This is a genomic window from Variovorax sp. J2P1-31 (assembly GCF_030317215.1).
In the GTDB taxonomy this organism is placed as follows: domain Bacteria; phylum Pseudomonadota; class Gammaproteobacteria; order Burkholderiales; family Burkholderiaceae_C; genus Variovorax.
On sequence record NZ_JASZYA010000007.1, the window covers coordinates 49,936 to 62,027 of the forward strand.

Annotated in this window: 11 protein-coding genes; 8 read left to right on the forward strand and 3 right to left on the reverse strand. The window is 68.2% G+C overall.

The window, feature by feature from the left end; all coding sequences use genetic code 11:
• Nucleotides 1–5: 5 nt before the first annotated feature.
• The 5 genes from QTI20_RS30605 to QTI20_RS30625 all read left to right on the forward strand — a co-directional run bounded on the left by QTI20_RS30605 (nt 6) and on the right by QTI20_RS30625 (nt 4,966).
• Entirely contained in the window at nt 6–869 is an 864-nt protein-coding gene (locus tag QTI20_RS30605; RefSeq protein WP_286556375.1) for a creatininase family protein, read from the forward strand.
• A gap of 50 nt (nt 870–919) precedes the next feature.
• Nucleotides 920–1,903 carry an ABC transporter substrate-binding protein gene (locus QTI20_RS30610; RefSeq protein ID WP_286556377.1) on the forward strand — a complete coding sequence of 328 codons (984 nt, stop codon included), beginning with the start codon at nt 920–922 and terminating at the stop codon, nt 1,901–1,903.
• A gap of 70 nt (nt 1,904–1,973) precedes the next feature.
• Nucleotides 1,974–2,792 (forward strand): ABC transporter ATP-binding protein, encoded by an 819-nt coding sequence (locus QTI20_RS30615; RefSeq protein ID WP_286556378.1) that lies wholly within the window; start codon nt 1,974–1,976, stop codon nt 2,790–2,792.
• Entirely contained in the window at nt 2,789–3,595 is an 807-nt protein-coding gene (locus QTI20_RS30620; RefSeq protein ID WP_286556380.1) for an ABC transporter permease, read from the forward strand. The genes QTI20_RS30615 and QTI20_RS30620 overlap by 4 nt, the downstream gene beginning before the upstream one ends.
• A 6-nt stretch (nt 3,596–3,601) precedes the next feature.
• Nucleotides 3,602–4,966: an FAD-binding oxidoreductase gene (locus QTI20_RS30625; protein ID WP_286556382.1), complete on the forward strand. Its 1,365-nt coding sequence runs from the start codon at nt 3,602–3,604 to the stop codon at nt 4,964–4,966.
• Nucleotides 4,967–4,969: 3 nt separating this feature from the next.
• Here the strand turns inward: QTI20_RS30625 and lnt are convergent, their stop codons facing one another.
• From lnt to QTI20_RS30640, 3 genes are all read right to left on the reverse strand, one after another.
• Nucleotides 4,970–6,547 (reverse strand): apolipoprotein N-acyltransferase, encoded by a 1,578-nt coding sequence (gene lnt, locus QTI20_RS30630; protein WP_286556384.1) that lies wholly within the window; start codon nt 6,545–6,547, stop codon nt 4,970–4,972.
• Entirely contained in the window at nt 6,547–7,425 is an 879-nt protein-coding gene (locus QTI20_RS30635; RefSeq protein ID WP_183027476.1) for a CorC family transporter, read from the reverse strand. Before QTI20_RS30635 ends, lnt begins: the two co-directional genes overlap by 1 nt.
• A 78-nt stretch (nt 7,426–7,503) precedes the next feature.
• Nucleotides 7,504–8,235 (reverse strand): GNAT family N-acetyltransferase, encoded by a 732-nt coding sequence (locus QTI20_RS30640; protein WP_286556387.1) that lies wholly within the window; start codon nt 8,233–8,235, stop codon nt 7,504–7,506.
• Between the two features lie 161 nt (nt 8,236–8,396).
• On the opposite strand from QTI20_RS30640, the gene QTI20_RS30645 reads away from it, so the two are divergent.
• The 3 genes from QTI20_RS30645 to QTI20_RS30655 all read left to right on the forward strand — a co-directional run bounded on the left by QTI20_RS30645 (nt 8,397) and on the right by QTI20_RS30655 (nt 11,882).
• Complete coding sequence (locus QTI20_RS30645; RefSeq protein ID WP_286556389.1) at nt 8,397–9,200, forward strand: transporter substrate-binding domain-containing protein; 804 nt, start codon at nt 8,397–8,399, stop codon at nt 9,198–9,200.
• 73 nt (nt 9,201–9,273) lie between these two features.
• A complete protein-coding gene (locus QTI20_RS30650; protein WP_286556390.1) occupies nt 9,274–10,971 on the forward strand; it encodes an AMP-binding protein in 1,698 nt (565 codons plus the stop codon).
• Complete coding sequence (locus tag QTI20_RS30655; protein ID WP_503011463.1) at nt 10,968–11,882, forward strand: MBL fold metallo-hydrolase; 915 nt, start codon at nt 10,968–10,970, stop codon at nt 11,880–11,882. Before QTI20_RS30650 ends, QTI20_RS30655 begins: the two co-directional genes overlap by 4 nt.
• Nucleotides 11,883–12,092 lie beyond the last annotated feature (210 nt).

The window sequence follows — 12,092 nt, forward strand, 5'->3', positions numbered from 1 at the left end:
TTCCCATGCTCCACGGCTACATCCCGCCCCACCGCTTCCTGCCCTACCTGAGCTGGACCGAAATCGCCGCGCTGCCCGACCGCGAGAACACCGTCATCGTGCTGCCCTGCGGCGCCATCGAGCAGCACGGCCCGCACCTGCCGTGCTCGGTCGACAGCGTGATCAGCTCGGGCGTGATGGGCAAGGCGCTGGAGAAGCTGCCGGCCGAGGTGCGCGCCTTCGCGCTGCCCACCCTCACCTACGGCAAGTCGGAAGAGCACCTGCACTTCCCCGGCACCATGACCCTGACCGGCACCACGCTGCTCTCGACCGTGATCGAGATCGGCGAGTCGGTCTACCGCTCGGGCTTTCGCAAGCTGCTGTTCGCCAACGGCCACGGCGGCCAGCCGCAGGTGCTGGAGATGGCGGCGCGCGAGCTGCGGCTGCGCCATGGCGACTTCGTGGTGGTGCCGCACGGCGTGTCGCGCCTGCCGAGCGCGGCCAGCCAGCAGGTCGGCGAGCAGGAGAAGAAGCTCGCGATGCACGCCGGCCATTCCGAGACCGCGCTGATGCTCGCGCTCGCGCCCGACACCGTGCACATGGAGCGCGCGGTCGCCAACTTCCCGCCGCCCTTCCCGATCAAGCTGCTGTCCGCCGACGGCCGCCCGGCCTGCGCCTGGACCGCGCGCGACTTCGGCCCCAGCGGCGTGATCGGCGACCCCACCACCGCCACGCGCGAACAGGGCCACGCGATCCTCGACACGCTGTCCGACAGCTGGGCCCAGGCGCTGACCGAGCTGCATGCGCTGCAGTGGATCGTGCGCGAGGAAGCCACCTGGGAGCGCGGCCACCAGCAGGGTTTCATCCAGCAGAGCTTCACGCCGGCCTGAAGCGGCGCTCCTTTTTCTTCCCCTTCATCTTCAAAAAAGAGGTCCACGCCATGCGCTCTCTCGCACCTTCCCTGGTCGGCGCCGCCGCCATCGCCCTGTTCGCCGCCGCGTCCGCGCAGGCCGACGATAAGTTCACCTACATGACCAACTGGTACGCGCAGGCCGAGCACGGCGGCTTCTACCAGGCCGTGGCCCAGGGCCTCTACAAGAAGCACGGCCTGGACGTGACCATCAAGATGGGCGGCCCGCAGGTCAACATCACGCAGATGATGGCGGCCGGCCAGGCCGACTGCATCATGGGTTCGAGCGACATCCAGATGATGCAGGTGCGCGAAGGCGGCGTGCCGGTGGTCAACGTCGCGGCCTTCATGCAGAAGGACCCGCAGGTGCTGATCGCGCACGAGGACGTGAAGAAGTTCGAGGACCTCAAGGGCAAGACCCTCTTGATCGGCGCGCAGGCCAACCGCGGCTACTGGCCCTGGCTCAAGGCCAAATTCGGCTTCACCGACGAACAGGCCCGGCCCTACACCTTCAACATCCAGCCCTTCGTGGCCGACAAGAACGCCGCGCAGCAGGGCTACCTGACCTCGGAGCCCTACGCGATCCAGAAGGCCGGCGTGAAGAGCACGGTGCTGATGTTCAGCGACCACGGCTATCCCTCGTACGCGGTCACGGTGTCGTGCATGGACAAGACGGTGAAGGAGCGCAGCAAGCAGGTCGCGGCCTTCGTCAAGGCTTCGGCCGAAGGCTGGAAGAGCTACCTCGCCGATCCCGCGCCCGCCAACGCGCTGATCAAGAAGGACAACCCCAACATGACCGACGAACAGCTGGCCTACAGCGTCGCGAAGTTGAAGGAGCTGGGAATGATCACCGGCGGCGACGCGGCCAAGCAGGGCATCGGCGTGATCACCGATGCACGCGCCAAGGCCAGCTACGACTTCCTGGTGAGCGCCAAGCTGCTCGACCCGGCCAAGGTGGATGTGGCCAAGACCTACACGACCGAGTTCGTCAAGGACCTGAAGGTCCTGCCCTGATCGCCTGGACCTCGTTCAGCCCTGACACCCGACGGCCGCGCGTGGCGGCCGTGCTCGAAAGGCCTTTGGCATGAATCGCATCGAACCCCAGGCGCTCGCTCCCGCGGTGCCCGCCGTCGAGATCCTCTCGGCCGAGAAGACCTACCCCAACGGCACGCAGGCGCTGCTGCCGGTGGACCTGTCGATCGCCGAGGGCGAGTTCGTCACGCTGCTTGGCCCCTCGGGCTGCGGCAAGAGCACGCTGCTCAAGATGGTGGCCGGCATGCTCGAGCCCAGCGACGGGCGCCTGCTGGTGTGGCGCCGGCCGGTGGCCCAGCTGCACGACTGCCCGCACAAGATGTCCTTCGTGTTCCAGTCGCCCACGCTGATGCCCTGGGCCAGCGTGCGCACCAACGTGCGGCTGCCGCTGGACCTGGCCGGCGTGCCGCGCAAGGAGGCCGACGCCCGCGTGATGGAATCGCTGGCGCTGGTGGGCCTGGAGAAGTTCGCCGACGCGCTGCCGCGCGCGCTCTCGGGCGGCATGCAGATGCGCGTGTCGATCGCGCGCGGGCTGGTCACGCAGCCCGACCTGCTGCTGATGGACGAGCCCTTCGGCGCGCTCGACGAGATCACGCGCCACAAGCTCGACGCCGACCTGCTCGAGCTCTGGCGCAAGAAGAAGCTCACGGTGATCTTCGTCACCCACTCGATCCACGAGGCGGTGTTCCTCTCGAGCCGCGTGGTGATGATGGCCGCGCGGCCGGGCCGCGTGGTGGAGCAGTTCCAGATCGACGAACCCTATCCGCGCAGCGCCGACTTCATGGTCACGCCCGGGTTCGCGCGCCACGCCAAGCAGCTGCAGGACAGCCTGCTGCGCGCCAGCAGCTTCGAAGAGGAGGCCGCGCGATGAAGGCCCGGACCCCCTGGCTGAACCAGCCGCGCGTGCAGCGCGTGCTCTACCCGGTGCTGATCGGCGTGGTGCTCGTCGCGCTGTGGCAGTGGATGGTGGTGGCGATGGAGCTGCCGCCCTACCTCGTGCCCTCGCCCTGGCTGATGCTGCAGACGCTGATCACCGACTGGGTGCCGCTGGGCAACGCGCTGCTGGTCACGCTCAAGATCACGCTGCTGTCCTTCGGGCTGGCCACGGTGGCGGGCGTGCTGATCTCCTTCCTGTTCGTGCAGAGCAAGCGCATCGAGACCGCGCTCTTTCCCTATGCGGTGCTGCTGCAGGTCACGCCCATCGTGGCGGTGGCGCCGCTGATCATCATCTGGGTCAAGAACCCGGTGGCGGCCATGACCGTGTGCGCCGCGCTGGTGGCGCTGTTCCCGATCATCGCCAACACCACGCTGGGCCTGCGCAGCATCGACCCCGACCTGCAGAGCTACTTCAAGCTCAACCGCGCCACGCGCTGGCAGCAGCTGGTGCGGCTGCGCATCCCGAGCGCGCTGCCCTACTTCTTCGGCGGCCTGCGCATCTCCAGCGGCCTCGCGCTGATCGGCGCGGTGGTGGCCGAATTCGTCGCGGGCACGGGCGGCGCGGGCGCGGGCCTGGCCTACCAGATCCTGCAGGCGGGCTTCCAGCTGAACATCCCGCGCATGTTCGCGGCCCTGCTGCTGATTTCCCTCACCGGCGTCGCGCTCTTCGTGCTCATGGCCTGGCTCTCGAAGCTGGCGCTGGGCTCGTGGCACGCGAGCGAACTTTCCCAGGACTGAATGACCATGAACGCTCCCGCCTCCGCCATCGAGCAGTTGCTGCTCGAACTCCCCGACCTCGAATGGATCACCGACGAAGGCCGCGTCACGCGGCTGTCGCAGGACTTCTCCTGGTTCAGCCCGGTGCTGGTGCGCCAGCTCGAGGGCAAGCGCGCCGACGTGGTGGTGCGCCCGCGCACCGAGGACGAGATCCGCGCGGTGGTCGGCGCCTGCGCGCGCCGCGGCGTGCCGATCACCATCCGCGGCAGCGGCACCGGCAACTACGGCCAGACCACGCCGCTGGCGGGCGGCGTGGTGCTCGACATGACCGGCTACAACGCCTGCCTCTGGGTGCAGCCAGGCGTGGTGCGCGCGCAGGCCGGCATCCGCCTGGGCGAGCTGGAGAAGAAGACCAAGGCCACCGGCCAGGAACTGCGCTGCGTGCCCTCGACCTACCGCAGCGCCACGCTGGGCGGCCTGTTCGGCGGCGGCTTCGGCGGCGTGGGCTCGATCAACCACGGGCCGCTGAGCGCGCCGGGCAACGTGCTCGGCCTGCGCGCGATGACCATCGAGGCCGAGCCGCAGATGATCGAGCTGCGCGGCGCCGAGGCGATGCGCATGCACCACCTGTGGGGCACCAACGGCCTGGTGCTCGAACTGGAATTCGCGCTGGCGCCCGCGCATCCGTGGCTCGAGACGCTCGTGACCTTCGACGACTTCGAGCGCGCGCTGAACTTCGCCGACAAGCTGGCCAACGCGCCGGGCATCGTGAAGCGCGGCGTCTCCTTCTTCGCGGCGCCGATCGCCGACCACCTGGCGCAGCTGGCCGCGCACCTGCCCCAGGGCTGCCACACGGTGCTGTCGCTGGTGGCCGAGTCGTCGGAGCCCGCGATGCTGCTGCTGGTGGAGGCGCACGGCGGCACGGTGAGCTACCGCAAGACCGCGGCCGAGGTGCAGAAGAGCAACCGCACGCTGATGGAGTTCACCTGGAACCACACCACGCTGCACGCGCTCAAGATCGACCCGACGCTGACCTACCTGCAGAGCGGCTTCATCCCCGGCCGGCATGTCGAGCAGATCCTCGAGATGGAGAAGCTGCTGGGCGGAGAGGTGATGATGCACACCGAGTTCATCCGCAACGTGGCGGGGCTCATGACCTGCAGCGGGCTGCAGTTGGTGCGCTTTCGCACCGAGGAACGGCTCAACGAGATCATCGACATCCACCGCGCGCACGACGTGCACATCAACAACCCGCACGTGAACATCGTGGAAGACGGCAAGGCCGGCGGCCCGCTACCGGCCGAGGTCATCGCGGTCAAGCATCGCTTCGATCCGCTGGGCCTGCTCAACCCCGGCAAGCTGCGCGACTGGCCGGTGAAGACCGGCGCCTGAGGTTCAGCGCGGGCGGCGGCGGCCCAGCACGAAGGCCGCGGCCACGGTGCCCAGCGCGAGGATCCACAGCGGCCAGAGGCCGAAGGGCGCGACCCAGCGCGCATAGGGCGTGAGCCCGCGCCGGCCTTCGACGCTGGCCTCGAGCACGCCGCGCGTGAGCCGCGGCAACTCGTGCGTGACACGACCTTGTGCATCGATCACCACCGTGGCGCCGGTGTTGGTGGCGCGCACCATCGGCCGCGCGAATTCGAGCGCGCGCATGCGCGAGATCGACAGGTGCTGGTCGATGGCCACCGAGTCGCCGAACCATGCGATGTTGCTCACGTTGAGCAGGATGGTCGGGGCCGTGGCCTCGTCCTTGAAGTTGGCGCCGATCTCGTCGCCGAACAGATCCTCGTAGCAGATGTTCGGCGCGATGCGCTGGCCCTGCCAGAGGAAGGGCGCCTGCCCGAGCCCGCCGCGCGCGAAGTCGCCCAGCGGGATGTGCATCATGTCGATGAACCAGCGGAAGCCCGTGGGAATGAACTCGCCGAAGGGCACCAGGTGGTGCTTGCTGTAGACATAGGGTTGCGTGGCCTGCGGCTGGAAGCCCAGCACCGCGTTGCTGTAGGTGCCCGGGCCGGCCGTGTCGCTCATGGGCAGGCCGACGATCGCCGCCTGCTGGCCCTGGCTGTAGCGGGCCTGGATCGCCTCGAGGTAGCCGGGCGGCAGCTGGCGCGGCAGCAGCGGCAGGGCGGTCTCGGGCGTCACCACCAGCGAGGCCTTGGCGTCGCGCAGCTGCTCGCCGTACCAGCGCAGCGCGGTCTCGATGCCGCCGCCGGGAATGAATTTCTCGTCCTGCGGGATGTTGCCCTGGAGCAAAGCCACGTCGAGCCTGCCGGTCGCGCCCTTGTCGCCCTGCACGTCGGCGCCCAGCGCGGGCACCAGTTGCGGCAGCGCGAACACCAGCGCCATCAGCAACAGCGCCACGCCGAACTCGAGGCCACGCACCGCGCGCCGCAGCGCCGCCAGCGCCACCACCAAGGCGGCGGCCGCGCCGATGCCGTAGACGCCCACCCAGGGCGCGAGCGCGGCCAGCGGCCCTTCCACATGCGCGTAGCCACCGGCACCCCAGGGCAGGCCGGTGAACCAGCTGCCGCGCACCAGTTCGGCCACGGTCCAGAGCGCGGCGAAGACCAGCGCGCCCGTGACCCGCCCCGCGGGGCCGCGCACCACGAACCAGGCGGCCGCGACCGCGTAGTAGAGCCCGAGCCCCGCCGCCAGTGCGAGCACAGCGATCGCGGCCAGCGGCGCCGGCAGGCCGCCGTAGGTGTGCATCGAGATGAACAGCCACCAGAAGCTGCCGGCCAGCCAGGCGGTGGAAAAGAGCCAGCCATGCAGGCCGGCGCGACGCCAGCCCGCGCCCTGCGCGCGCAGGCCGTCGAGCAGCCAGACCAGGGTTGCCAGCGACAGCAGCTGCAACCACCACAGCGGCTTGCCGCCCGCGGGCGAAGCCATCGACAGGGCCTGGGCCAGTCCGGCGACGCCGAAGCCCAGCAGGCGGAACAGGTTGGCGGAGGTGGAAGCCGGCGCGCCGCGCATCAGTCGGCCGCGTCGCTGCCGCGGGCCGGCGACACCTTGAACCAGCGCACCGCGCCGCCCTTGGTGTGCAGCACCACGAAGTCGAAGCCGCCCAGCGCGTGATGCTCGCCCTTCTTGGGCACGTGGCCCATCTCGTGGGCGATCAGGCCGCCGATGGTGTCGAAGTCCTCGCTCAGCGCCTCGTCGTCGAAGGTGATGCCGAAGGCCTCGGCCACGCGCTCGATGGGCGTGTCGCCCGACACACGGTAGGTGTGGTCGGCCAGGCCGAAGATGTCGCCCTCGTCCTCGGCGATGTCGAACTCGTCCTCGATCTCGCCCACGATCTGCTCGAGCACGTCCTCGATGGTGATCAGCCCGGCCACGCGGCCGAACTCGTCGATCACGATCGCGAGGTGGTTGCGGTTGCCGCGGAACTCGCGCAGCAGGTCGTTCAGGCCCTTGCTCTCGGGCACGAAGGTCGCGGGCCGCAGCAGGGCGCGGATGTTGAGCCCCGGCGCGCGCTGCAGCTTGAGCAGGTCCTTCGCGAGCAGGATGCCGATGATGTTTTCCTTCTCGCCCTCGTACACCGGGAAGCGCGAGTGCGCGGTGTCGATCACGACGTGCAGCAGCGCGTCGTAGGGCGAGTCGATGTTCACCAGGTCCATGCGCGGCGCGGCGACCATCACGTCGCCGGCCGTCATGTCGGCCATCCGCAGCACCCCTTCGAGCATGACGCGCGATTCGGCGCCGATCACGTCGTTGTCTTCGGCGTCTGCGAGGGTTTCGATCAGCTCGTCGCGCGAATCCGGTCCTGGATGGATGAATTCGGCGAGTTTTTGAAGAAAGCTGCGTTTGTCTTCCCGTTCAACGGGAGTGCGATCAGGGTGAGGGTCGGCCACTGCGGGAGGGCGGAGTTGGGGAAGCGCAAGGATAACGGAAAGGCGATGCCCCCCGCTGCGCGCGCCCCGGGACGCCGCTCAGGGCGCGGACTTCTCGCGCGCGGCACGCATGCCGCTGCGCACTTCCTGCACCGTGGCCAGGAAGGACCAGAACTGCTTGGCGCGGCTCTTGAGCTGGTAGTCGACTTCGGCGTAGTGCTCGAGCGCGATCTCGTTGAGCCGGCTGTCGAGCGTGGGCGAGGGCAGCTCCAGGTGCGCCTCGGATTCGGAACCGCTGCGCACCACCGACGCGCCCGCCTTGCGGGCGATCTTGAGCATGGCCGCGTTCTCGCTGAGCGCGTGGATGAACAGCATGCCCACGCCTTCGTTGCGCGCGGTGACCACCGCGCGCTCGAACAGGCGGGCGCCGTAGCCGCGGCCGCGCGCATGCTCGGCCACCGACACGCCGAACTCGGCGCATTCGCGCGGCTGGCCCGCGGGGGCGAAGGCGACGTGCGCCATGGCGATCAGGTCGAGGCGGCGGTTGTAGATGCCGAACAGTTCGTCGCGCTCGAAATCGAGGCCGTCGACGTAGCGCTGCACCTGCTCGTCGGAAGCGGCGTAGCCGAAGCGCAGGTAGCGGTCGTGCGGGGTCAGCGCCAGCAGATGGCGGCCGATGCGCCCGCGTTCGCGCGGGCCGATGGTGCGGATCGGGACCATCACCGGGGCGGGCGCGGCGGGACGGCTGCGCGATTGGGCCTCGACCATGGGGGGCCGCAGGAAGGAGCCGAGCCCCAGGGAGGCGCGGAGGAAGGCCTTGGCGGGATGCATGTGTCGAATATAAGGGTTAATCCCTATTACTCAAGAAACCGTTTTCACGACGTGGGAAGAACCGCACGGATTGGGCAGTTCCCTCCAGAAAGCGTTGCGCCGACGCCGCGGGCGCGCAGAATGCCTTGTCACGTTGGCGTTGCCGCCACTGGAGAGAGCCCATGCCACATGCGTCCTTGTTGCCTCGTCTCGCCCTGGCCGCCACGGCGGCGGCGCTGCTGAGTGCCTGCGCCGTCACGCCACCGGGCGCGGCCTCTTCGTCGTCGCGGCTCGACCAGGTGCAGGCCGCGGCCACGCTGCGGGTCTGCACGCCGGGCGACTACAAGCCCTTCAGCTTCCAGAAGCCCGACGCCGGCTTCGAAGGCATCGACGTCGACCTGGTGCAAAGCCTGGCGGCGAGCTTGGGCGCAAAGCCGGTCTGGGTCAAGACCACCTGGGCCAACCTGCTGCCCGACCTGGTCGCCGACCGCTGCGACATCGCGGTCGGCGGGGTCTCGGTGACGACGGACCGTCAGAAGAAAGCGTTCTTCAGCACGCCCTACATGGTCAACGGCAAGACGCCGATCGCGCGCTGCGCGGACGTGCAGAAGTACCAGAGCGTCGCGGCCATCGACCAGCCCGGCACGCGCGTGATCTTCAACCCGGGCGGCAGCAACGAGCGCTTCGCCCGCGCCAACTTCCAGCGCGCGCAGCTCACGCTGCATGGCGAGAACGTCACGATCTTCGACGAGATCCTGGCCAACCGCGCCGATGTGTTCGTGACCGAGGCGGCCGAGGCGCTCACGCAGCAGCGGCTCAAGCCGGGCCTCTGCGCGGTCAACCCCGACCGGCCGCTGCAGTATGGCGAGATGGCCTGGATGCTGCCGCGCGGCGATGGGGTCTTCAAGGCCTATGTCGACCAATGGTTGCACCTCGCGCAGGCCGGCGGCGAACTGCCGCGCGTGATGGACCGCTGGCTCAAGTAGCAGCGCGCACTGGGGCAAGCCCCCAGAACGGATTGCCATGCGGCCTCGCACAATGCGTTGCAAAGGAGCGCGCATGCAGTCATCCGTCTTGAATAGCTATCCGCCGGGAGTGCCTCACGAGGTGCATCCCGAGCAATACCGGTCGCTGGGCCACATGTTCGAGGAGGCCTTCCAGCGCTATGCCGAACGCCCGTTCTCGGTCTGCATGGAGCAATGGATGTCCTATGCGCAGCTCGACCGGCAGTCCAAGGCCATGGGCGCCTGGCTGCAGTCGCTGGGGCTCGAACCCGGCGCCAAGGTCGCGATCATGCTGCCCAACGTGCCGCAGTTCGCGGTCACCATGTGCGGCGTGCTGCGCGCCGGCTTCACCTGCGTGAACGTCAACCCGCTCTACACCGCGCGGGAACTCGAACATCAACTGAAGGATTCGGGCGCCACGACCATCGTGATCCTCGAGAACTTCGCGGTCACGCTGCAGCAGGTGATCGAGCGCACGCCGGTCAAGCATGTGGTGATCACCTCGATGGGCGATCTGCTGGGCGGGCTCTACGGGACCTGGATCACGCTGGCCGTGCGCCATCTCGCGCGCATGGTGCCGCCGTACAAGCTGCCGCTGAACGACGACCGCACGGTCACGCCTTTCTCGCAGGTCATGAGCCAGGGTGCGCAGCGCACCTTGAGCAAGGACCCCAGCACGCTCGATTCGGTGGCCTTCCTGCAGTACACGGGCGGCACGACCGGTCTGTCGAAGGGCGCGGTGCTCACGCACCGCAACATCGTCGCGGCCACGCTGCAGGCCGAGGCCTGGTTCACGCCGGCGCTGGGCCGCGCGGGCGACCTGGCCAAGGTCAACAGCATCGCGGCGCTGCCGCTGTATCACATCTTCGCGCTCACGCTGTGCCTGCTGGCGATCCGCCAGGGCTCGCACCTGACGCTGATCCCCAACCCGCGCGACCTCAACAAGTTCATCGCGGTGCTGAAGAAGCGGCCCTTCCACATGCTGCCCGCGGTGAACACGCTGTTCAACGCGCTGCTGGTGCATCCCGAATTCAAGAAGCTGGACTTCTCGACGCTGTTCGTGTCCCAGGCGGGCGGCATGGCCGCCTCCGAAGGCACGGCCAAGCGCTGGTTCGAGGCCACGGGCTGTCCCATGATCGAAGGCTGGGGCATGAGCGAGACCTGCGCCATCGGCACCAACAACCCGGTGAGCAACACCGCCTTCACCGGCACCATCGGCCTCCCCTTGCCGGGCATCGAGATCGCCATCAAGGACGATGAAGGCCGCTCGCTGCCGAACGGCCAGGCCGGCGAGCTGTGCATCAAGGGGCCCAACGTGATGCGGGGCTATCACAACCAGCCCGCCGAGACGGCCGCGGCCTTCACCGCCGACGGCTTCATGCGCACCGGAGACATCGCCGTGATGCAGGACGACGGCTACAGCCGCATCGTGGACCGCAAGAAGGACATGATCCTGGTCAGCGGCTTCAACGTCTTTCCGAACGAACTCGAGAACGTCATCTCGCTGTGCCCCGGGGTCGTGGAATGCGCGGCCATCGGCGTGCCCGACGAGAAGCAGGGCGAGGCGATCAAGGTCTTCGTGGTGCGCAAAGACGCCACGGTGACGGAAGAAGCCGTGCTGCGCTATTGCAACGAGAACCTCACCGGCTACAAGCGCCCCCGACACATCGAGTTCAAGGACGCGCTGCCCAAGACCAACGTCGGGAAGATCCTTCGACGCGAATTGCGCACCAGCGCGACGACATCGGCGTGACGCGCCCTTTTCCGGCGGACATCACGGTCTTCGAGCGCGGCTGGCTGTCGTCGAACAACATCCTGCTGCACGGCGAGCAGCCGGTGCTGGTCGACAGCGGCTACGCCACCCACGCGGCGCAGACCGTGGCCCTGGTCGAGGACGCGTTGCGGGACCAGCCCCTGGCCTTGCTGCTCAACACCCACCTGCACAGCGACCACTGCGGCGGCAACGCCGCATTGCAACGGCGCTACCCGGCGCTGCGCACCGAAGTCCCCGCGGGCGAGGCCAGCGCCGTGGCGATGTGGGACCAGGGTGCGCTGAGCTACCGCGCGACGGGCCAGCAGTGCCCCCGCTTCAGGGCCCAGGGCACCTTGGCCGGCGAGACGGAACGGCAGCTGGGCGATCGCCGTTGGGAAGTGCATGCCGCCCCCGGGCACGATCCCCACTCGGTGATGCTGTTCGAGCCGGCTTCGCGCACCTTGATCTCGGCCGATGCCTTGTGGGAACACGGCTTCGGCGTGGTGTTTCCGGAGTTGATCGGCGAACCCTCTTTCGAGGAAGTGGCTGCCACACTGGACCACATCGAGCGACTGGATCCGTACTGGATCGTGCCTGGCCATGGCCGAGTCTTTTCGGACGTGGAGACAGCCTTGAACACGGCTCGCCGTCGGCTGGACGGCATGGTGCGCGACCCGGTCAAGCATGCGCGGCATGCCTTCAAGGTGCTGATCAAGTTCAAGCTGCTGGAGCAGCAGCGCATGTCCAGCGCGCAATGGACGGACTGGCGAGATTCGACGCCGTACTTCAAGGCCATTCACACGCGTTTCTTCAGCGCATGGAAATTGGACGCCTTGAGCGAAGAATTGCTGGAGGAGCTCATTGGCTCGGGTGCGGCACGCCGCGAGGGTGACAGCCTGGTGGATGTCTGAACTGTTTCAGGCCTGGAGACAAGGCCGCATCGCCAGCCCATGGAAATGACGCATCGAGCAATGCATGAAGAGGCATCCTCAATTCGTCTTCCATTCCATTTCCCCAAAAAGAAAAGCCCCAACCGATTGGTTGGGGCTTGTCTAGGGCTGTAAGAGCCTGACGATGACCTACTTTCACACGGGAACCCGCACTATCATCGGCGCTGACGC